Below are 20,214 nucleotides of genomic sequence, written 5' to 3'. Positions count from 1 at the left end.
CAGTCGGAAGGTCGGTGGCAGGACGTAATCTGGTCGCCGATGTCCGCACAGCTGTCGTTCGACGAGATCACCCCCGCTGATCAGCTCTTATCCGATGTCACGTTCGTGGTGGTGGACCTGGAGACCACCGGAACCGACCGCGCCGGAGACGCGATCACCGAAATCGGTGCCGTCAAGATCCGCGGTGGTGAGGTGCTCGGTGAATTCACCACCCTGGTGAACCCGGGCCGGGACATCCCGCCGTCGATCGTCGCGATCACGGGCATCACCAACGAAATGGTGGCCGACGCTCCTCCCCTCGACTCCGTGCTCCCGGCGTTCCTGGAGTTCAGCCGCGGAGCGGTGCTCGTCGCCCACAACGCCCCGTTCGACATCGGATTCCTGCGGGCCAACTGCGAACGACTAGGACTCCCCTGGCCGAAACCGCAGGTGGTGGACACCGTGCGGCTGGCGAAACGAGTGATCACCAAGGACGAAACCCCCAACTACCGGCTCGCCACTCTCGCCCAGGTGCTGCACGCCGGCACCGAACCCGTGCACCGCGCGCTCGACGACGCCCGCACCACCGTGGACGTGCTGCACACCCTGCTGGAACGGATCGGGAACCTGGGAGTGCAGACCCTGGGCGACCTCCAAACCCACCTGGCCGGGGTCACCGCCGCCCAGCGGAGCAAACGCGCCCTCGCCGACGGGCTCCCCGACAGCCCCGGGGTGTACCTGTTCCGCGGCCCCAACGACGAAGTCCTCTACGTGGGCACCGCGACCAGCCTCCGGAAACGAGTGCGCCAGTACTTCACCGCCGGCGAGCGGCGCGCCCGGATCAAGGAAATGGTGGCGCTGTGCGAACGGATCGACCACGTGGTGTGCGCGCACCCGCTGGAAGCCGAAGTCCGCGAGCTGCGCCTGCTCACCGCCCACCAACCGCGCTACAACCGCCGGTCGAAATTCCCCCAACGCTCCTGGTGGGTGGCGTTGACCGAAGAACCGTTCCCCCGCCTGTCAGTGGTGCGCAAACCACCGGCTGACGCGCTCGGCCCGTTCAGCTCCCGTCGAGCCGCTGCCGAAGCGGTGGAGACCCTGCAGTCAGCTGTCCCGATTCGGCGGTGCACCGAGCGGATCCCCGCGGAGAACCAGCGCGGCCGCCCGTGCGCCCTGCACGAGCTGGGGCACTGCGGCGCCCCGTGCGCCGGTCTGGAGAGCCGAACCGAGTACGCGAAGAAGGTCATCGAGCTGCGCAGCGCGCTCAACGGGCACAGCGGCACGCTGCTGGACCGGTTGCGCGCGGAGCTGGACCGGCTCTCCGCCGCGCACCGGTTCGAAGAAGCCGCCGCCCACCGGGACCGGCTGGCCCAGCTCGTCCAAGCCCTCGACCGCGGTCAGCGGCTCGCCGCCCTGGCCAGCATCCCGGAAATGACCGCGGCCCGACCGGACGGGCACGGCGGCTGGCAACTTGCTGTGATCCGCTACGGCAAACTCGCCGCGGCCAGCACCGCCCCGCGCGGTGTTCCGCCGCTGCCCGCAGCAAACGAGCTCCGCACCGGAGCGGAGAACGTCATTCCCGGCCCGGGACCGCTGCGCGGCAGCACGGCCGACGAGACCACCGTGCTCTACCGCTGGCTGACCAGCGGCGAGACCCGCCTGGTGAACTGCGTCGAACCATGGGCGGAACCCGCGCGCTCAGCTGGCTCCTGGCGCGAGTGGGCGAAGCAGGCCAGCAGCGCGCGCCAGCCGTACGGCGCGGCCAACTAGGCGGTCATGTCGAGGTTCGCCACCACTTTCACCGGACGCAGCCGGACCACCAGCTCACCCGGTACCGCGTTGCGCCGCCCGAACTCCTCGGCACGCTCCCGCCCCATGCAGCGCTCGGCCAGCGAAGTCGCCGTGCGCAGCAGCTCAGCGGGGTCCTCCGAGATCGATGCCTCCGCCTGGACCTGCACGAACCCGTAGGGAGGCTCCGGCAAGTCCACGCAGAGCGATACCCGGGGATCACGCGCGATGGACCTGCCCTTGGCGGTGTTCTTGCCGGTGTTGAACACGATCTCGGAGCCCTCGAGCACGAACCACACCGGAGCCACCAGCGGACGCCCATCACCAGCGCTGTAGGCGAGCATTCCGGTTCTCGTGCCCCGAGTCAGGAACTCGCGGATCTCGGGGTCTTGAACAGTAGCCATGAGCAGACCGCAAGGGCGTGGCGCCCACCGCACGCGCAGAAAGGCCCGGTGCCGCACGGCACCGGGCCTTTCTGCGCGTCAGACGCTCACTCCGAGGACTCGGACTGGCCTGCGCTCAGCGAGCGCTGCTCGCGCTCCTGGCGCTCGCGCTCGGCCTCCTCGCGCCGAGCGCGCTCCAGCGCCTCCGTCTCCTCCGGCGGGTCGGGGCGCAGCAGGCTGCCCTGAACCGGCTTGCCCGCAGCTCCCAGCTTGTTCGCCTTCTTCGGAACCGGAGCACCCTGGTACGGCAGCGGCTCGGGGTGACCGTGCTCGTCCACCGGGCCGAGCGGCTGGTGGAGCTCGATGAACTCACCGTGCGGCAAGCGCTTGATGATGCCGGTCTCGATGCCGTGCTCCAGCACCTCCCGGTCGCTGCGCTGCAGACCCAGGCAGATCCGGTAGGTGATGTAGTAGGCGATCGGCGGGAGCACCAGCAGCCCGATGCGACCGATCCAGGTCATCGCGTTCAGCGAGATGTGGAACTGGAACGCGATGATGTCGTTCACACCGGAGATCATCAGCACCGCGAAGAAGGTGATGGCCATCACACCGAGGGAGGTGCGAACGGGCACGTCACGCGGCCGCTGCAGCAGGTTGTGGTGCGCGTTGTCCTTGGTCAGCTTCCGCTCGATGGCCGGGTACAGGGCTGCGACCGTGAAGATCAAGCCCATGAACAGGGCCGTCGGGAAGAACGGCGCCGGGATCGTGAACGAGCCCAGGTAGACCTCCCAGGCCGGCCACAACCGGCTGGAGCCGTCGGTCCAGATCATGTACCAGTCGGGCTGCGAAGCCGCCGACACCTGCGAAGCCAGGTACGGACCCAGGTTCCAGATCGGGTTGATCTGGAAGACACCGGCCATGATCGCGCAGACACCGACGACCATCGCGAAGAACCCGCCGGCCTTCACCGCGAACACCGGCATGATCCGCACGCCGACCACGTTCTCCTCGGTGCGCCGCACGCCCGGGAACTGGGTGTGCTTCTGGTACCAGACCAGCGCCAGGTGCACCGCCACCAGACCCAGGATCAGGCCCGGCAGCAGGAAGACGTGGAACAGGTAGAACCGCGGGATCAGTTCGGTGCCCGGGAACTCGGAGCCGAACAGGATCCAGTGCAGCCAGGTGCCGACGACCGGAACCGACATGGTGATGCCGGAAGCGATCCGGACACCGGTACCGGACAGCAGGTCGTCCGGCAGGGAGTAACCGGTGAAGCCCTCGAACATGCCGAGCACGAACAGGGCGATACCGATCATCCAGTTCGTTTCGCGCGGGCGGCGGAACGCACCGGTGAAGAAGATGCGGAACATGTGCGCCACCATCGACGCCATGAACAGCAGTGCCGCCCAGTGGTGCAGCTGCCGGGCGAACATACCGCCGCGGACCTCGAACGAGATGTTCAAGGCGCTCTCGAAGGCCCTGGACATCTCCACACCGCGGAGGTTGGTGTAAGCGCCCTGGTATTCGACCTCCGCCATCGAGGGGTCGAAGAAGAACGCCAGGTAGGTACCCGTGATCAGCAGCAGGATGAACGTGTAGAGCGCGATCTCACCGAGCAGGAATGACCAGTGCGTCGGGAAGACCTTGTTCAGCTGCCGCCGGAGTCCGGGAGCCAGCCGGTACCGCGAGTCGAGCTCGTTGGCCGCATGCGCCGCCTTGCGGTACAGGGCGCTCTCCGGCTTCGTGGGCGTGGTAATGGAACTCATGAGTCACGCTCCCAGTACGCCGGGCCGACGGGCTCGATGAAGTCGCCCTTCGCCACGAAATATCCATCCTCGTCCACGGTGATCGGCAGCTGCGGAAGAGCCCGCGTAGCCGGACCGAACACCGGCTTGGCATAGGTGTTGACCACGTCGAACTGCGACTGGTGGCACGGGCAGAGCAGGCGACCAGTCTGCTGTTCGAACAGCGACGTCGGGCAGCCCAGGTGGGTGCAGATCTTCGAGTAGGCGTAGTAGTCGCCGTAGTTGAAGTCCTCCTGGCCCTTGCGCTTGATCGGCTTGCTGCCCGGGCGCAGCCGGATCAGCATGACCGGCGAGTCACCGCTGCGCAGCGAGCGGACCAGCTCTTCCTCGTTGTTCCGCATCGATTCCCGGAACGGGAAGACGGTCTCGAACCCGCCGGCGTCGATGTCCTCGGGACGGACCAGGGAAACCTCGTGCGGGTCACCGGTGTCCCGACGCAGGTAGGTCTTCTCCCCGTTCGGCGACAGCCACAGGGTGTGCTCCAGCGAGTCGGCACCCTCTTCCGCCCAGGGGTTGCGCACCAGACCGCCGAGCGCGTACACGCCCGCGCCCAGACCGAACGCCCCGACACCGAATCCAGCGGTCCGCTTGATCAGCGAACGCCGGGCGATGCCGCTGCGCTCACCCGCATCGGCCAGCAGCGCCGCGGTGGTCTGCTTGTCCACCTCGCTGGAACCGTGCCCGTCGTGCCGCTGCTGGATCGCGACCTCGTGCGGGATGAACTTCTTCTGGTACAGCACCACGCCGATGCCGACCGACAGGATCGACAGCCCGAGGAAGAAGCCGATCAGCGGGTTGTACAGGGAGTAGAGGAAGTGCCCGCGCCCATCGCTCGGGTCCTGGTACTCCCACGGCCAGAAGATGAAGACGGCGATGAACGCCAGCGCGGACAACCCGGCAACGGTGAACCAGGCTGCCACGGCCCGTTCGGCGCGGCGCTCAGCCCGGGTCCCCTTGACCGGCCAGTTGTCGCGGTATTCGACCAGCTCGACGTCGTCGAGCGCCAGCCCGAGCCGGACCTTCTCCTCACGGCTCATCTCGGCCAGCTCGGCTTCGGTGTAATCCTTCTTCTGCTCACTCATGCCCTGGCTCCGATCCACAGGGTGAGGCCGATCAACGAGCCGAGACCAATCACCCAAGCGACCACCGTCTCCGGCCCAGGCCCGTAGCCGCCAAGAGCGTTACCACCCGGGTTGTTGTTCCCGTTGGTGACCGACTTGATGTAGGCGATGATGTCTTCCTTCTCCTCCGGAGTGAGCTGCCGGTCCGAGAACTTCGGCATGTTCTGCGGCCCGGTGAGCATCGCCTCGTAGATCTCCTGCTCAGTAGGAGCGTCCAAGTTGGGGGCGTACTTACCGGAGGACATCGCGATACCCCGGCCGGTGAAGTTGTGGCAGGAGGCGCAGTTCAACCGGAACAGCTCACCACCACGCGCCGGGTCATCGCCGCGCAGAGCCTCACCGGTCTTCTCCGGGGACTTCGGGCCGCCGCCGTAGGTCTGGACGTAGGCGGCCAGCGCGTCGATCTCCTCCGGGCTGAACGCCGGCGGCTTGCGCGAAGCCTGGGCTTCCTGGCGCATCATCGGCATCCGGCCGGTGGCCACCTGGAAGTGCACGGCGGCTTCACCGACGCCGACCAGGCTCGGCCCACGGTCCTCGACACCTTGCAGGTTCGCGCCGTGGCAGGTGATGCAGGCGTTGTTGTACAGCTGCTCACCCTGCCTAACCAGAGCCGGGTCCGCACTTGCGTGCGCGGTCTGCGGCTCTGGTGTCACAACGGTGTAAAGCCCACCGGCACCAACCAGCGCGATCCCAAGCGCCAACACACCGGAGACCCGCCGCTTGAGCTTCGAGGCCGCGCGGTCTCGCTTCTTTTTCGTGGTCATGAGTGCGGCAACCCTTGCTGTCCAGTTCGGGGAGTTCGGTTACGACCTCATCTGCATCGAGCAGACTCAAGGAACGAGATAGATCACGGCGAACAGGCCGATCCACACGATGTCCACGAAGTGCCAGTAGTACGACACGACGATCGCGGCGATGGCCTGGGCAGGCGTGAACTTACTCAGCTTGGTCCTGATGATCAGGAAAACGAAGGCGATGAGACCACCGATCACGTGCAGGCCGTGGAACCCGGTCGTCATGTAGAAGACGCTTCCGTAGGCCGACGACGAGATCGTGGTCGCGTGCTCCGTGACCATCTGGTAGTACTCACCGGCCTGCCCGAGCACGAAGATCGTGCCCATGATCAACGTGACGACGTACCAGCGGCGGAGGCCGTAGACGTCCCCTCGCTCTGCCGCGAACACACCCCACTGACAGGTGAACGAGGACGCCACCAGGATGATCGTGAACGGAAGAGCGTACGGGAGGTTCAGGTGAGCGGGCGGTGGTGGCCACTCGCCCTCGTTCTGCGCCTTCACCGTGAAGAACATGGCGAAGAGCCCAGCGAAGAACATCAGCTCGCTGGCCAACCAAACGATGGTGCCTACGCTGACCATGTTCGGCCGGTTCAGCGAGTGCACGCGTTGACTGATAGAGGGCGCTGCCGTTGTCACACGACGCATTATGTCTTGGACGTTTTTCGCGCGCGCTTCGGGTCTACCCACCCAGCAGCGGGTGACCGGAAGTAGTCCCGGAGGTGACTCCCCGTGAAGAAACTCGCCGAGCTGCACCGCTCCCTCAAGGCTCGCTTCCGCCGCCAGAAAGAGCCGCTGATCAGCATTAACGACCCCGATCTGCGGGTCGTCGCCACCGCTTACGACGAAACCGAAGCTGCTTCCTCGGCACTCGCCCGGGCCACTGAACTCGATACAGACCTGCCCGCCGTCCTGCGGCACCATCTGGCCCTGCCGAGACAGACTTCACAGTCGGCTCTCGAACTGCTGACCGCGGACGGCTGGGAACTCCGCCCAGGCGGCCGAGGCGCCGAGAGCGCCGACGGACAGCTCGAAGCCTGGCAGGCACTGCGAGTGGAGAAGCTGGATGCGTTAGTTTGCTCACAGCAGAGTTCCCGGATGGCCGGACTGGCCCAACGGCACGGCGGCCAGACCTTCGGCTGGGACGCGCTCCAGCCGCCACCGAACCGGGCGGACCCGACGAAGTGACTATTCCAGCACCGGGCTGACCGCTAGCATTCCGGTAACTCAGCGTCCACCGGCAGTCTGCGCCGAGCAGCGAGGAGCACGTGATGAGCACACCGGCTACGAACGTCGTCGTATACAGCCACCGCCCCGAAGTCCGCGAGGCGATCATCACAGCGATCGGTCGGCGCCCCGCCCCCGACCTCGGCAGGCTGCACTACACCGAATGCTCTTCGGTGGCCGAGGTGATAAGCGAGGTGGACGCCGGTAGAGCCGATCTGATTATTCTGGACGGCGAAGCGCAGCCCACCGGCGGCATGGGCATTTCGCGACAGCTGAAGAACGAGATCGCGCAGTGCCCGCCCACCGTGGTGGCAGTGCGCCGCAAGGACGACCGATGGCTGGCCACCTGGTCGCAAGCGGACGCGGTGCTGGTGCACCCGCTGGACCCGCTGGCCTCGGCCGAAACGGTGGCCGAGGTGCTGCGCAGCAAGGTCAAGCCAGCCATTTCGGCGTGACGTGACGCGGGCCCGCGATGACGTTGCACTTCTTCTCCGGGGACTGAGCGCGGGCGAGCCCCGCCAGTCCGGGCACGCGCAGCGCCATGCCCGCCAGCGAGCAGCAGGAGCGAGGAAACTTGGGAACCATGGCGGGAAGCTGGGCGGGACTACTCGGAAGCCTGGTGGAGGGCAAGGACCTCTCCTCCGAGGACACCGCCTGGGCGATGGACCTCATCATGGCCGGCGAGGCCACCCCGGCCCGCATCGCGGCTTTCATGGTCGCGCTCCGCGCCAAAGGGGAAACTCCCGCCGAAGTGCGCGGTCTGGCGGATGCCATGCTGGCGCACGCCCGCCAGCTGGACACGCCGCACCGCGCGGTCGACATCGTCGGAACGGGCGGCGACCGCACCGGCAGCGTGAACATCTCCACGATGGCGTCCATCGTGGTCGCCGCGTCCGGGGTTCCGGTGGTCAAGCACGGCAACCGGGCGGCCTCGTCCAAGTGCGGCACCGCGGACGTGCTCGAAGAACTGGGAGTCGCGATCGACCTCACCCCGGCCGGTGTCCAGCAGTGCCTGGCCGATGTGGGCATCGGCTTCTGCTTCGCACCGGTCTTCCACCCGGCCTTCAAGTACACCGCCGCTCCGCGCCGGGAAATCGGCATCCCGACCGCGTTCAACATCCTGGGGCCGCTGACCAACCCGGCTCGCCCCGCCGCCGGGCTGATCGGCTGCGCCGACCTGAACAACGCGCCCGTGCTGGCGGAGGTCTTCGCCGCACGGGGCAACTCCGCACTGGTCGTCCGCGGCGACGACGGGATGGACGAGATCACCACCACCGCGGACAGCAAGGTCTGGGTGGTGCACGAGGAAACGGTCTGGCAAGACCGCATCGTCCCGACCGAGCTCGGTGTCCCCTACTGCCGTCCGGAGGACCTCAAGGGCGGGGACGCCACGGTCAACGCCGCTGTCGTGCGCGACCTGCTCGACGGCAAAAAAGGCCCGGTGCGGGACGCCGTGCTGCTCAATGCCGCCGGCGCGATGCTGGCCTACGACGGGCCGGGCGACGACATCAAGACCGGGCTGCAGGAACGCATCGCACGCGCCGCGGAAACCATCGATTCCGGCGCTGCGGCAGATCTGCTCAACCGCTGGGCCACCCGCTCCACCGAGCTGAAGGCTCAGGAGGCCTAGTCAGGCCTGCCGCAGCAGCGGCGTCACTGCTCGTCCAGGCCGATCGAGAAGGCCGCTTCGGTGTCCCGGCGCGAGTACGAGCGGAACGCGATGTGCGTGTCGGTGTCCAGCACTCCCTCGACCTTGTTGATCCGGCCGGGGACGATGTCCGCGAGGTCTTCGTGCTTGCTGACCCGCAGGATGGCGATCAGGTCCACATCACCCGCGCACGAGTAGACCTCGTCCACGCCGTCCAGGTCGGCGATTTCCTGCGCAGCTTCGGCAAGCCGGTCGGCAGCGGTCTGGATCAGCACGATTGCCGTGATCAACGGGAACCTCCAGCTCCACGGGATGACAAGAACGGGATGTTAACGAGGAAAGGCCCCCGTGTCCGAAGCGGACCGGGGGCCTTTCCAGCTCTGGCTTTCAGATCACTCGTGGTTGGGACCGGTGTGGTACTCGAACACCAGCCCGGCGACCGTGATCAGCAGGAAGCCAATTGCGAGGACGATCATCCATGCGTGGAAGAACGCCAACGCGAGACCGGCGAAAGCGGATGCTGCCGCCACCCCGAACGGCCAGTAGCTGCCGGGGCTGAAGAAGCCCAGCTCACCTGCGCCGTCACTGACCTCGGCGTCCGGGTTGTCCTCCGGCCGCTGGTCGATGCGGCGCGCCACGAACTGGAAGTAGGTGCCGATGATCAGGGCCAGCCCACCGGTCAGTAGCAGGGCGACGATGCCCACGGGCTCCTTGGACCAGAACCCGTAGACCGCCGCCGACACGAAGAAGAACAGGGTGATGATGTTGAAGATCCTGGCTTCGACCTTCATGGAGTCCTCGCTCTCACGCCGTACGCTCTGCCGAAGGCACCCCTGGAGTCATGCGCTCGATCACGAGGGCTCTCCGGAAGTGCGATCGGTGTTGAACGGGGTGGTGGTCACCGCGTGCGGCGTGCACAGTTCGCCGCAGTTCATCTGTCCGAGTGCTTCTGCGGCAGTGTACGGCTGCCCGGTCTGCGGGTTGATCTGCGTCCGCAGCTGCATGTACTGGTCGAACTTGTCCGGAGAAAGCGCACGGACCTCGAAGTTCATCATCGCGTGGTAGGTGCCGCACAGCTCGGCGCAGCGACCGACGAAGGCACCTTCGCGATCGATGGTGTTCTGGAAGACGTTGTCCTGGTCGTTCTTCTCCGGGTTCGGGAAGTTGTCCCGCTTGAACAGGAACTCCGGAACCCAGAAGGAGTGGATAACGTCCGTGGAGCGCAGCGTGTACTCGATCCGCTGGTTGGTCGGCACGACCAGAAGCGGGATCTCGTCACTGCTCCCCACCGTCCGGACCGGCTCGCCGTCCGGAGTCCGGTACTCCGGGTAAGAGAACTCCCAGTTCCACTGGAACGCGGTTACGTTGACTTTCTGGTCGGGATTGGCCGGTTTGGCCAGCACTTCGTTCTGGGTGACGGCCGTGAAGTAGAACAACACGACGACCATCACGAACGGGATCGCCGTGTAGATGACTTCGAGCGGCACGTTGTACTGGAACTGCCGGGGGAGCTCGTCCGTCTTCTTCCGGTGGAAGGCGGCACTCCAGAACATCAGGCCCCACACGATCACACCGACCGCGAGTGCCGCGATGACCGACCAGGTCCACAACTGCCGCATCGATTCGGCCTGTGGGGTGACACCCTCCGGCCAGCCGAACCGCAGGACTTCTTCAGTCGTGCAGCCGGTGGCCGCGACCCCAACCAGGCCGATCAGACCAGCGACTTTGACCAGCCGTGGCACTCGGGTCCCCTCCTTCAGGCCCACTGCGCGACGCCTCCTCGTGCAAAACTTACCGCTGCGGCATGCGCCCCACGTCCCACTGCCGGGTCCTGCTGAGGCCGCCGCCGGAATCCTGCGCTGAGCCTAGCCCAGGTGTAGCCGCGATACTGCTTCGGGGGCACATATTCGACCTTCACCCCGGATCAGCTGACGAACACCGAGACGCCGGTCACTTTCCGGGCGTATCACGCCCCCCGCGCGTGCACGCGCCTGGAAGAAGAGCGGCATACTGGAGCAACCCGCCGAGGGCTGAAGAGACACCGCCGACTCGAGAGGTGCACGAGACGCGTGTGCGGCCTGCTTGGACTTGTCTGTCCCACTGAAGAAAACGCCGGTTATGCGGTCAACGCCGTGGCGAACGCGCTGCCGTGCCAGCGGCACCGAGGTCCGGACGAGACCGGTACGTGGCAAGACGGCGAAGTGGTCTTCGGCTTCAACCGTCTGTCGATCATCGACCTGGAGCACTCCCACCAGCCGCTGACCTGGGGACCGCCGGAGAACCCGAATCGTTACACGATCACGTTCAACGGCGAGATCTACAACTACCTGGAGCTGCGCAGCGAGCTGATGGGCCGGTTCGGCGCCAGGTTCAACACCGACGGCGACACCGAGGTGATCGTCGCTGCGTACCACTACCTGGGCACTTCGGTGGTCAGCCGGCTGCGCGGCATGTTCGCGTTCCTGATCTGGGACAGCGAGCGCCGGGTGGTCTTCGGCGCCCGCGACCCGTTCGGGATCAAGCCGCTCTTCTACGCCACCGGCCCCGGTGGCTCGGCTTTCGCCAGCGAGAAGAAGAGCCTGTTGCATCTGGTCAACACGCTCGGGATCACCGAGGAGGTGGACCACAAGGCGTTCCAGCACTACCTGGTGCTGCAGTACGTCCCGGAGCCGGAGTCGTTGCACCGGTCCATCCGGCGGATCGAGTCCGGCACCTCGTTCACCGTCTCCCCCGGCGGACAGGTGGTGACCCAGCGCTACTTCTACCCGAACTTCAACCCCCGGCCGGTGAACACCGACGCGGACGCCAAGCGGCTGCAGAACGAGATCATCGACGTGATGCGCGACTCGGTCGCCAAGCACATGCGGGCCGACGTCACGGTCGGGTCGTTCCTGTCCGGCGGCATCGACTCCACCGCGATCGCAGCCCTGGCCAAGGAGCACAACCCGAACCTGATCACCTTCACAGCCGGGTTCGAGCGGCAGGGGTACTCCGAGGTGGACGTGGCCGCCGAATCGGCCGCCGCGCTCGGGGTCAAGCACGTGGTGCGCACGGTCTCCCCGGAGGAGATGATGGAGTCCCTCCCGCTGATCGTGTGGTACCTGGACGACCCGGTGGCCGACCCCGCCCTGGTGCCGCTGTGGTTCATCGCCCGGGAAGCCCGGCAGCACGTGAAGGTGGTGCTCTCCGGTGAGGGCGCCGACGAGCTGTTCGGCGGCTACACGATCTACCGGGAGCCGCTGTCGCTGGCACCGTTCGAGAAGGTGCCGGGGGCGCTGCGCAAGGCCATGGGCCGGGTCTCCAGCGCCATTCCGGAGGGGGTGCGCGGCAAGGACCTGCTGCGCCGCGGTTCGCTCAGCCTGGAAGAGCGCTACTACGGCAACGCCCGCATCTTCCGCGACGACCAGCTGCGCTCCGTGATGCGCGCCTTCGACCCCGGCGTCTCGCACAAGGACATCACGGCGGAGCCGTACCGGCAGTCCGTCGGCTGGGACCCGGTGACCCGGATGCAGCACGTGGACCTGTTCACCTGGCTGCGAGGCGACATCCTGGTCAAGGCGGACAAGATGACCATGGCGAACTCGCTGGAACTGCGGGTTCCGTTCCTGGACGCGGAGGTCTTCCGGGTCGCCAGCACGGTCCCGTTGGAGCAGAAGATCACCAGGGAGACCACCAAGTACGCGCTCCGGCAGGCGCTGCAGCAGGTCGTCCCGCCCCACGTGATCAACCGGCGCAAGCTGGGCTTCCCGGTGCCGATCCGGCACTGGCTCAAGGACGAGATGCACGACTGGGCCCGCAACATCATCCAGCAGTCGCAGACCGACCACCTGCTGGACCGCGGGGCCGTGCTGCAGCTGCTGGAGGAGCACCGGTCCGGTGTTCTTGACCACAGCCGCCGGCTGTGGGCGCTGCTGGTGTTCATGATCTGGCACGCGATCTTCATCGAGGGCCGGCTGTCGCCCCGGGTGCCCGAACCGCAGTACCCGGTGCGGCTCTGAGAGCTCAACGGTGGCCGGGGAGGAAGCGCTCCTGCCCTCCCCGGCCCGGTGTTCCTCCCGCCGCCCTGCCCCTTCTGCGGATCGACTGGAACCACCGGCGGCCCTCCGCCCTGGCCTAGCCTGGAGGGGTGAGCTCCGTTCCCGGTGGTGTGCTGGTGCTCGACGGCGGTTTGGCCACCGAGCTGGAAGCCCGTGGCCACGACTTGAACGACGCGCTGTGGTCGGCGCGCCTGCTCGCCGACCGTCCAGATGAGATCACCGCAGCGCACGAGGCGTTCTTCCGAGCCGGAGCCATGGTGGCCACCACGGCCAGCTATCAAGCGAGCTTTTCCGGCTTCGCCGCGCACGGCATCGGGCACGAGGAAGCCGCGGAGCTGATGCGGCGCAGCGTCGTCCTCGCCCGGCGCGCCGCCGCTGGTGCTCCGCAGCGCTACGTGGCGGCTTCGGTGGGTCCTTACGGCGCGGTGCTGGCCGACGGCTCCGAGTACCGCGGCCGCTACGGGTTGACGGCGCGGCAGCTGCGCGATTTCCACCGCCCGCGCATGGAGGTCCTCGCCGAGGCGGAACCGGACTTCTTCGCACTGGAGACGATCCCGGACGTGGACGAAGCGGCGGCCGAAGTGGAGCTCGCAGCCGAGTTCGGGATTCCCGCGTGGCTGTCCTACACGATCCGCGGCGAGCGCACTTGCGCTGGTCAACCGCTGGAGGAGGCCTTCGCGGTGGCAGCGGGCCAGGAGAGCGTCATCGCGGTCGGGGTGAACTGCTCGTCCCCGGCCGACGCCACCCGGGCGGTGTCCGTTGCCCGGGAAGTTTCCGGGAAACCGGTGGTGCTGTACCCCAACAGCGGTGAAGGTTGGGACCCGGTCCGCCAGGAGTGGACCGGGCCAGCCGGGTTCTCCGCTGATCTCGTCCCCCGCTGGTGCGCTGACGGGGCGCGCCTGATCGGCGGGTGCTGCCGGGTGAGTCCGGCCGACATCGGTCGAGTGGCCGCGGCCGCCCGCGCGGTGAGCAGCTGACGTCCCACCAGATCACGCGTGGGCCAACTGGGGTCGCACGTTGTGCCAGCGGTGGAAGACGTTGTCCGGGTCGTACGCGGCTTTCAGCTTCGCCAGTTCCCGGTAGTTCCCCTCCCCGAAGCCGGCGACCACTCGCTTCTGGCCCTCGTCACCGATGAAGTTCAGGTACACCGCACCGGTGGAGTACGGGAGCATGTCGTCGCGCAGATCGTGCGCCCAATCCCGGGCTTTCCGGTCGTCCTCGGGGTTCTCCCACAAGCCCAGCGGGTGCACCACCCACGGGGCGGCGCGGTTCGCCATCGGCCAGCGACCTTCTCCCTCGGCCACCGCACCGCCCCACGGGAGCAGTGCGTGCTGCGACGGGGAGGGGACGACCATGTCGTACGCCCGACGGCAGAACAGATCCACCGCTGTGTTCGGGAATTCCCGCAGGTACTCGGCGGACCAGTAGTTCCGGTAGCCCGGGGGGTCATCCAACATGGACTGGAGCACCGCGTACGGGAGGTCCATGCTGACCTGACCGTGCGGCCGCAACGCCAACAGCGGCCCGATCTCCCGGCGCAGCTGCTCCTCCGGGCCGGTGCAGGTCACCAGCACCAGGCAGGCCAGTTGGCCGGTCAGGGAAGCCGGGATGAACTCCTCTTCCGGGGCGGTCAAGAACAGCAGCCCACCCCCGATGTCCCGCGGGGCGTTCTCCAGGAAGTCCCGGTACCCGCGGGTCACCCGCGGTCCTTCCTCGGCCGGCCAGATCAGCAGCGCCGCGGAGAACTCGGGAAGTTCGTGGAGGCGCAGCGTCAACGAGGTGGCCACCCCGAAGTTGCCGCCTCCGCCGTGCAGTCCCCAGAACAGCTGGGAGTGCTGGTGCTCGTTCGTGACGATCCTGCTGCCGTCCGCCAGCACCAGCTCGACCTCGAGCAGGTTGTCGCAGACCAGGCCGTACTTGCGCTCCACCCAGCCGGATCCTCCGCCCAACGCCAATCCGGCTACGCCGGTGGTGGACACCCGTCCTCCGGTGGTGGCAAGCCCGTAGGGCTGGGTGGCGGTGTCCACGTCCCGCCAGACCGCTCCTCCCCCCACCCGCACGGTCTTGCGGTCCGGGTCCACCACGACGGAGTTGATCCGCCTCATGTCGATGACGAGACCGTCTTCGACCAGGCTGGCCCCCGCCACGCTGTGCCCACCGCCGCGGACCGCTATCTCCAGTTCGTTGCGTCGGGCGAACAGCAGAGCGCTTGCCACGTCCGCAGCGCTGGCGCACTGCGCGATCAGCCGCGGCCGAGTTTCCACCGCGGAGTTGAACAAGCTCCGCGCCGATTCGAATTCGGGGTCTGTCGGTTCCAACACCCGGCCGGAGATCTCCGAAGCCAGGCGATCACCCATCTTGGTCATTGCCCTTCCTCCCGACGACAGCTCGACGCTATGCAGCGTGCCGGGGGCGGCACCAGGGACTTCTTACCGTCCTCTCGCCCGAACTCCTGGTGGGCTGACCGGCAGCAGCGCTTCGGCCTCGCTCGCCGCGGCGTCCCCGTAGGCGCGGGCGAACCGGTCGAGAGCTCGTTCCCGGTCCAGCACCCACTCCTGGGTTCCGGAGGTCTCCAGCACGTGCACCGCCACCAGGGAGCCGAACTGGGCCGCGCGTTCCAACGAGGCGCCGGCCTGGAAGGCGCTGAGGAACCCGGCTCGGAAGCCGTCCCCCACACCGGTGGGGTCCACCCGCTTCTCCTCGGGGACGGCGGGGACCTGCAAGCATTCACCACCGGGCCCGGACACCTCGGCTCCTTTGGGCCCCAGCGTGGTGACCCGGATGCCCACCCGCTGTTGCACGTCGGCTGCCGACCACCCGGTCTTCTGCCGCAGCAGGCCCCACTCGTACTCGTTGGTGAACAGGACGTCGGCTCCCGCGACGATGTCGCGGATCTCGCTGCCGTCGAGCCGAGCGAGCTGCTGGGACGGGTCCGCGGCGAAGCGGTAGCCCCGTTGCCGGCACTCCTCGGCGTGCCGGCGCATCGCCAGCGGGTCGTTCGGGCTGATGAGCACCAGATCGGCTCCGGTGGCAGCGATCACCGGGGCCAATTCGATGTTGCGCGCCTCCCGCATCGCGCCGGGGTAGAAGGAGGCGATCTGGTTGAACTCCTCATCGGTGGTGCAGACGAAACGCGCGGTGTGCGCCACCTCGGAGACGTGGACTCCGCGGCAGTCGACGCCGTGCCGCTCCAGCCAGGAGCGGTAGTCGGTGAAGTCGGTCCCGACCGCTCCGACCAGCACCGGGCGCTGGCCGAGCACGCCCAGCGCGAAGGCGATGTTGGCGGCGGCACCTCCCCGGTGCACCACCAGGTCGTCGACCAGGAAGCTCAACGACACGTTCGAGAGGTTCTCCGCGACCAGCTGTTCGGAGAAGCGGCCCGGAAAGTGCATCAGGTGGTCGGTTGCGATGCTGCCTGTCACGGCTACCGGCACGGCCCACGCTCCCGGTGGAAGGACACCGTCAACGAAGTTCCGAGCTTACCGCCGGCAGCGGATGCCGGCCGATTTTCCGCTGAGCGGACAATGCCGGGTATGCGTGACGTACCAATCCGGGAAGGCACCATCCGGCTCGGTCAGCTGCTCAAGCTGGCCGGCCTGGTGGATCAGGGGGCTGACGCGAAGATGCTGATCGCCGATGGCCAGGTGCAGGTCAACGGGGAGGTCGAGACCCGCCGCGGCAGGCAGCTGGTCGTGGGCGACGAGGTCTCCTTCGGTGGCGAGACCGTGCGAGTGACCGCTTCGTGAGGTCGCGGTGGATGACGAAGGCCGGGCGCCCGTGCGGGCACCCGGCCTTGCCGCCAGATCGACTATGCACCGTCAGTGGAACGAGTCACCGCAGGCGCAGGAACCGGTCGCGTTCGGGTTGTCGATCGTGAAGCCCTGCTTCTCGATCGTGTCGACGAAGTCAATGACCGCGCCTTCGAGGTACGGCGCGCTCATCCGGTCGACGACGACCTCCAGACCGTCGAAATCCCGCCGGGCGTCCCCGTCGAGCGTGCGCTCGTCGAAGAACAGCTGGTAGCGCAGACCCGCGCAGCCACCCGGCTGAACGGCGATCCGCAGGCTCATGTCGTCCCGGCCCTCTTGTTCGAGCAGCGCCTTGGCCTTCTTGGCCGCCGCCTCGGTCAACGTGACACCGTGGGCGGGCGCCTCGTTCTCGGTAGCGGTGTTAGGGGCGGTCATGGACTCTCCCTTTAAGTCTCACAGTCCGATTCCGGCACGAGGTTCAACCTCGCACTGGCCCCGGGCTATTCCCACGGGCGGACCCGAGGAAGTACGTCTGGCTCCAGCGTCCATGGTGGCACAGCTGGGCGCGGAGCTGTTGTGAGCTGACACTACGTCAATTCCGCACCGAGTGTCCGGTCTCGTGCAAGCCGCGGTGAGGCGTCACATACCCTTGTGGTGTGAGGTTCCTTCGCCGTAGTGACACCAAGACTGAGCAGGCTGCCACCACCGAGTCACAGTCGGGAGAAACTGCCCAGTCAACGGCGGAGCGGGCCGGCGCCCAGAAGAAAGGCCGTCCGACTCCCAAGCGCCGGGAAGCCGAGCGCAGGCGCCGCGGGCCGGTTCCACCTCCTCCCAAGACCCAGCGGGAGGCGATCAAGCGGGCTCGCGCGAACAAGGAGGAGCGCCGAAAGGCCGCCCGCGAACGCCGGGAGCGGATGATGCAGGGCGACGACCGCTACCTGATGCCCCGCGACCGCGGCCCGGTGCGGGCTTACGTGCGGGACCTGGTGGACTCCCGCCGGCACGTCATGGGGCTGTTCATGCCGCTGGTGCTCGTGGTGTTCGCCACCACGCTGGTGCCCAACGTCGTCGTCCAGCAGTACGCCTCGCTGGTGTGCATGGCGATCCTGCTGAGCATGGTCATCGAGGGCACGATGCTGGGCATGTGGGTGAACCGCCGGGTGCGGGAGAAGTTCCCGGACGCCAAGGACCGCCCGTTCTCCCTGGGCTGGTACGCCTTCACCCGCGCCATGCAGCTGCGCAAGCTGCGGGTCCCCCGTCCGCGTTACTCCCCCAAGGACGCCCACAAGCTCGCCTGAGTCCGGCGCCACGCCGGCGGGGGCTCGACGTTCTAGGGTAGTTGTCCATGGAGTTTCGTCGCCTCGGCAACAGCGGACTGTCCATCAGCGAAATCGCCTACGGCAACTGGCTCACCCACGGCTCGCAGGTCGAGGAGGACCAGGCGAAGGCGTGCGTGCAGGCCGCGCTGGACGCCGGTATCACGACCTTCGACACCGCGGACGTGTACGCGCTGACCAAGGCCGAGTCGGTGCTCGGCCGCGCGCTCTCGGGAGTCCGGCGGGAGAGCGTGGAGATCTTCACCAAGGTCTACTTCCCGACCGGGGACGGGCCGAACGACCGCGGTTTGGGCCGCAAGCACATCATCGAGTCCTGCAACGCTTCGCTGCGCCGGCTGCAGACCGACTACGTGGACCTCTACCAGGCGCACCGGTTCGACCCGACGGTGCCGCTCGAGGAGACCATGCTGGCCTTCGCCGACCTGGTGCGGCAGGGCAAGGCCCTCTACATCGGGGTGTCGGAGTGGACCGCGGACCAGATCACGCGGGCCGCCCAACTGGCGCGCGAGCTCCAGGTCCCGTTGATCTCCAACCAGCCGCAGTACTCGATGCTGTGGCGGGTGATCGAGCCGCAGGTGGTCCCGACTTGCCAGCGGGAGGGCATCGGGCAGATCGTCTGGTCGCCCATCGCCCAAGGGGTGCTCACCGGCAAGTACTTGCCGGGACAGCAACCCCCGGAGGGCTCCCGGGCCACCGACAAGACCGGCGGCGGCGCCGACATGATCTCCCGCTGGATGCGGGACGACGTGCTGGAACGCGTCCAGCAGCTCAAGCCGATCGCGTCCGACCTGGGGTTGTCCCTGGCCCAGCTGGCGGTCGCCTGGGTGCTGCAGAACGACAACGTCTCGGCAGCCATCATCGGCGCTTCCCGCCCCGAGCAGGTCGCGGAGAACGCCAAGGCCTCCGGTGTCCGGCTGTCCAGCGAGGTGTTGGCCAAGATCGACGAGGTGCTGGACGGCCTGGTGACCTACGACCCCCGGAACACCGCCTCCCACCAGTAGTCCCGGCCGGGGCGGCGCACCGGGGTGCCGGTAGCGTGCAGCGTGGTGAAGCCGCGCTGTACCGGAGGTCTCGCTTGGCAAAGCGAACGCTCGTGCTCGGCGGAGCTCGCTCGGGCAAGTCGGCGCACGCCGAAGGCCTGATGCCGGGTTCTGCCGAGGTCGTCTACGTGGCGACCGCTCGACGCCACCCGGGAGACGCCGAGTGGGCGGAGCGGATCGCCGCGCACGCCGCCCGCCGCCCCGCGGCGTGGCGCACCGTGGAGGCGCCGGACCCGTCCGACCTGGTGCGGGTCGTCGACCAGGCCGCCCCCGGCGACCTCGTGCTGGTGGACGACCTGGCCACCTGGTTGACCAACGCGATCGACGACGCCGGCGCGTGGGAGCGGGAGCCGGACGCGCTGACCACCGTGCACGCCCGGACCGGCGAACTGGCCGACGCGGTGGCTCGCTGCACGGCCGCCCGGCTCGTCCTGGTCTCCGCCGAAGTCGGTCTGGGGGTCGTGCCCGCAACCAGGTCTGGAAGACTTTTCCGGGACGAACTCGGCGCGCTCAACGCCCAGCTCGCCGAGATCTGCGACGAGGTGACTCTGCTCGTGGCGGGATTACCGCTGCAGCTGCGCTGAACGGAGGTCCGCTTGTCCACCGACTCCCCCGGGTCGATCACGTTCCCCGCTGTTCCCGAACCGGACGAGGAGGCCCGGCAGCAGGCCGCTGCCCGGCAACGCGAGTTGACCAAGCCGGCGGGTTCCCTGGGCCGGTTGGAAGAGCTCGGCGTCTGGGTGGCCGCCCGGCAGGGGGTTTGCCCGCCGCAACCGTTCCAGCGGGCTCGCGTGGTCGTGTTCGCCGGGGACCACGGCGTGGCCGAGCACGGCGTGTCCGCTTATCCGCCCGACGTCACCGGGCAGATGGTGCAGAACTTCCTCACCGGGGGCGCGGCGGTCAACGTGCTCGCCGCGAACGCCGGTGCCAGCGTGCGCGTGGTGGACATGGCGGTCAACGGCGACACCCCTGCCCCGGTGAGCGGGCACAAGGTCCGGCGCAGCTCGGGCTCGATCGACCGGGAGGACGCGCTCACCCACGACGAAGCGCTGGCCGCCGTGCGGGCTGGGCAGGCCGTCGCGGACGAGGAGATCGACTCGGGTGCCGATTTGCTGGTCGCCGGGGACATGGGGATCGGCAACACCACCCCGGCCGCGGTGTTGATCTCGGCGTTGACCAGCACCGAGCCCGTTGCGGTGGTCGGCCGCGGAACCGGCATCGACGACCGCGCGTGGATGCGGAAGACCGCCGCGATCCGGGACGCGCTGCGCCGCGCCCGCAAGGTTCTGCACGACCCGATCGCCCT

Annotated in this window: 23 protein-coding genes; 11 read left to right on the top strand and 12 right to left on the bottom strand. The window is 67.8% G+C overall.

The window, feature by feature from the left end:
• Window positions 1-39: 39 nt before the first annotated feature.
• Entirely contained in the window at window positions 40-1,749 is a 1,710-nt protein-coding gene (locus SREC43747_RS0102480) for a DEDD exonuclease domain-containing protein (protein WP_029719577.1), read from the top strand.
• Here SREC43747_RS0102480 and SREC43747_RS0102475 read toward each other — a convergent pair.
• The 5 genes from SREC43747_RS0102475 to ctaE form a co-directional block, all read right to left on the bottom strand.
• Complete coding sequence (locus SREC43747_RS0102475) at window positions 1,746-2,171, bottom strand: PPOX class F420-dependent oxidoreductase (protein WP_029719576.1); 426 nt, start codon at window positions 2,169-2,171, stop codon at window positions 1,746-1,748. The two genes, SREC43747_RS0102480 and SREC43747_RS0102475, sit on opposite strands and share 4 nt — an antisense overlap.
• Window positions 2,172-2,257: 86 nt before the next feature.
• A complete protein-coding gene (qcrB, locus tag SREC43747_RS0102470; RefSeq protein WP_029719575.1) occupies window positions 2,258-3,916 on the bottom strand; it encodes a cytochrome bc1 complex cytochrome b subunit in 1,659 nt (552 codons plus the stop codon).
• The gene (qcrA, locus tag SREC43747_RS0102465; RefSeq protein WP_029719574.1) at window positions 3,913-5,037 is read right to left on the bottom strand and encodes a cytochrome bc1 complex Rieske iron-sulfur subunit; all 1,125 of its coding nucleotides are present in this window, start codon (window positions 5,035-5,037) and stop codon (window positions 3,913-3,915) included. The genes qcrB and qcrA overlap by 4 nt, the downstream gene beginning before the upstream one ends.
• Window positions 5,034-5,840: a cytochrome bc1 complex diheme cytochrome c subunit gene (gene qcrC, locus SREC43747_RS0102460; protein WP_029719573.1), complete on the bottom strand. Its 807-nt coding sequence runs from the start codon at window positions 5,838-5,840 to the stop codon at window positions 5,034-5,036. Before qcrC ends, qcrA begins: the two co-directional genes overlap by 4 nt.
• A 66-nt stretch (window positions 5,841-5,906) precedes the next feature.
• Window positions 5,907-6,518 (bottom strand): aa3-type cytochrome oxidase subunit III, encoded by a 612-nt coding sequence (ctaE, locus tag SREC43747_RS0102455; RefSeq protein WP_081722392.1) that lies wholly within the window; start codon window positions 6,516-6,518, stop codon window positions 5,907-5,909.
• A gap of 84 nt (window positions 6,519-6,602) precedes the next feature.
• Here ctaE and SREC43747_RS0102450 point away from each other — a divergent pair, with 84 nt between their 5' ends.
• Both SREC43747_RS0102450 and SREC43747_RS0102445 read left to right on the top strand, forming a co-directional pair.
• Complete coding sequence (locus SREC43747_RS0102450) at window positions 6,603-7,058, top strand: ribonuclease E inhibitor RraB (RefSeq protein ID WP_236622987.1); 456 nt, start codon at window positions 6,603-6,605, stop codon at window positions 7,056-7,058.
• Window positions 7,059-7,141: 83 nt separating this feature from the next.
• Window positions 7,142-7,552 carry a hypothetical protein gene (locus tag SREC43747_RS0102445; protein WP_029719570.1) on the top strand — a complete coding sequence of 137 codons (411 nt, stop codon included), beginning with the start codon at window positions 7,142-7,144 and terminating at the stop codon, window positions 7,550-7,552.
• On the opposite strand, the gene SREC43747_RS21240 is transcribed toward SREC43747_RS0102445, so the two are convergent.
• Complete coding sequence (locus tag SREC43747_RS21240) at window positions 7,530-7,682, bottom strand: hypothetical protein (protein WP_160173023.1); 153 nt, start codon at window positions 7,680-7,682, stop codon at window positions 7,530-7,532. The genes SREC43747_RS0102445 and SREC43747_RS21240 overlap by 23 nt on opposite strands.
• Here SREC43747_RS21240 and trpD point away from each other — a divergent pair.
• Window positions 7,681-8,727 (top strand): anthranilate phosphoribosyltransferase, encoded by a 1,047-nt coding sequence (trpD, locus tag SREC43747_RS0102440; protein ID WP_201768610.1) that lies wholly within the window; start codon window positions 7,681-7,683, stop codon window positions 8,725-8,727. The genes SREC43747_RS21240 and trpD overlap by 2 nt on opposite strands.
• A gap of 23 nt (window positions 8,728-8,750) precedes the next feature.
• On the opposite strand, the gene SREC43747_RS0102435 is transcribed toward trpD, so the two are convergent.
• The 3 genes from SREC43747_RS0102435 to ctaC form a co-directional block, all read right to left on the bottom strand.
• Entirely contained in the window at window positions 8,751-9,035 is a 285-nt protein-coding gene (locus tag SREC43747_RS0102435) for an Lrp/AsnC family transcriptional regulator (RefSeq protein WP_029719568.1), read from the bottom strand.
• Between the two features lie 102 nt (window positions 9,036-9,137).
• Complete coding sequence (locus tag SREC43747_RS0102430) at window positions 9,138-9,536, bottom strand: cytochrome c oxidase subunit 4 (protein WP_029719567.1); 399 nt, start codon at window positions 9,534-9,536, stop codon at window positions 9,138-9,140.
• 60 nt (window positions 9,537-9,596) lie between these two features.
• On the bottom strand, window positions 9,597-10,511 hold the full coding sequence (gene ctaC, locus SREC43747_RS0102425; RefSeq protein ID WP_029719566.1) for an aa3-type cytochrome oxidase subunit II: 915 nt from the start codon (window positions 10,509-10,511) through the stop codon (window positions 9,597-9,599).
• A 303-nt stretch (window positions 10,512-10,814) separates the two neighbouring features.
• On the opposite strand from ctaC, the gene asnB reads away from it, so the two are divergent.
• On the top strand, window positions 10,815-12,743 hold the full coding sequence (gene asnB, locus SREC43747_RS0102420) for an asparagine synthase (glutamine-hydrolyzing) (protein WP_029719565.1): 1,929 nt from the start codon (window positions 10,815-10,817) through the stop codon (window positions 12,741-12,743).
• A gap of 128 nt (window positions 12,744-12,871) precedes the next feature.
• Complete coding sequence (gene mmuM / locus SREC43747_RS0102415) at window positions 12,872-13,759, top strand: homocysteine S-methyltransferase (RefSeq protein ID WP_037331217.1); 888 nt, start codon at window positions 12,872-12,874, stop codon at window positions 13,757-13,759.
• Between the two features lie 12 nt (window positions 13,760-13,771).
• On the opposite strand, the gene SREC43747_RS0102410 is transcribed toward mmuM, so the two are convergent.
• Window positions 13,772-15,148 carry an FAD-binding oxidoreductase gene (locus tag SREC43747_RS0102410; RefSeq protein ID WP_029719563.1) on the bottom strand — a complete coding sequence of 459 codons (1,377 nt, stop codon included), beginning with the start codon at window positions 15,146-15,148 and terminating at the stop codon, window positions 13,772-13,774.
• A gap of 63 nt (window positions 15,149-15,211) precedes the next feature.
• Window positions 15,212-16,174 (bottom strand): carbohydrate kinase family protein, encoded by a 963-nt coding sequence (locus SREC43747_RS0102405; protein ID WP_081722397.1) that lies wholly within the window; start codon window positions 16,172-16,174, stop codon window positions 15,212-15,214.
• 141 nt (window positions 16,175-16,315) lie between these two features.
• Here SREC43747_RS0102405 and SREC43747_RS0102400 point away from each other — a divergent pair, with 141 nt between their 5' ends.
• Window positions 16,316-16,528, top strand: a complete 213-nt coding sequence (locus SREC43747_RS0102400; protein ID WP_029719561.1) for an RNA-binding S4 domain-containing protein — start codon at window positions 16,316-16,318, stop codon at window positions 16,526-16,528.
• A gap of 72 nt (window positions 16,529-16,600) precedes the next feature.
• Here SREC43747_RS0102400 and SREC43747_RS0102395 read toward each other — a convergent pair whose 3' ends face one another.
• The gene (locus SREC43747_RS0102395) at window positions 16,601-16,966 is read right to left on the bottom strand and encodes a HesB/IscA family protein (protein WP_029719560.1); all 366 of its coding nucleotides are present in this window, start codon (window positions 16,964-16,966) and stop codon (window positions 16,601-16,603) included.
• A 221-nt stretch (window positions 16,967-17,187) separates the two neighbouring features.
• Here SREC43747_RS0102395 and SREC43747_RS0102390 point away from each other — a divergent pair, with 221 nt between their 5' ends.
• The 4 genes from SREC43747_RS0102390 to SREC43747_RS0102375 all read left to right on the top strand — a co-directional run.
• Window positions 17,188-17,829 (top strand): DUF3043 domain-containing protein, encoded by a 642-nt coding sequence (locus SREC43747_RS0102390; protein WP_029719559.1) that lies wholly within the window; start codon window positions 17,188-17,190, stop codon window positions 17,827-17,829.
• A gap of 47 nt (window positions 17,830-17,876) precedes the next feature.
• Window positions 17,877-18,869, top strand: coding sequence for an aldo/keto reductase family protein (locus SREC43747_RS0102385; RefSeq protein ID WP_029719558.1), 993 nt, complete (start codon window positions 17,877-17,879; stop codon window positions 18,867-18,869).
• 74 nt (window positions 18,870-18,943) lie between these two features.
• On the top strand, window positions 18,944-19,492 hold the full coding sequence (cobU, locus tag SREC43747_RS0102380; protein ID WP_029719557.1) for a bifunctional adenosylcobinamide kinase/adenosylcobinamide-phosphate guanylyltransferase: 549 nt from the start codon (window positions 18,944-18,946) through the stop codon (window positions 19,490-19,492).
• Between the two features lie 12 nt (window positions 19,493-19,504).
• Window positions 19,505-20,214: nicotinate-nucleotide--dimethylbenzimidazole phosphoribosyltransferase (locus SREC43747_RS0102375; RefSeq protein WP_029719556.1), on the top strand; the 710-nt coding region annotated here is incomplete at its 3' end.

The organism is Saccharopolyspora rectivirgula DSM 43747 (assembly GCF_000497205.1).
GTDB classification, from domain to species: Bacteria; Actinomycetota; Actinomycetes; order Mycobacteriales; family Pseudonocardiaceae; genus Saccharopolyspora; species Saccharopolyspora rectivirgula.
This window is presented reverse-complemented; position numbering and strand designations above follow the sequence as displayed.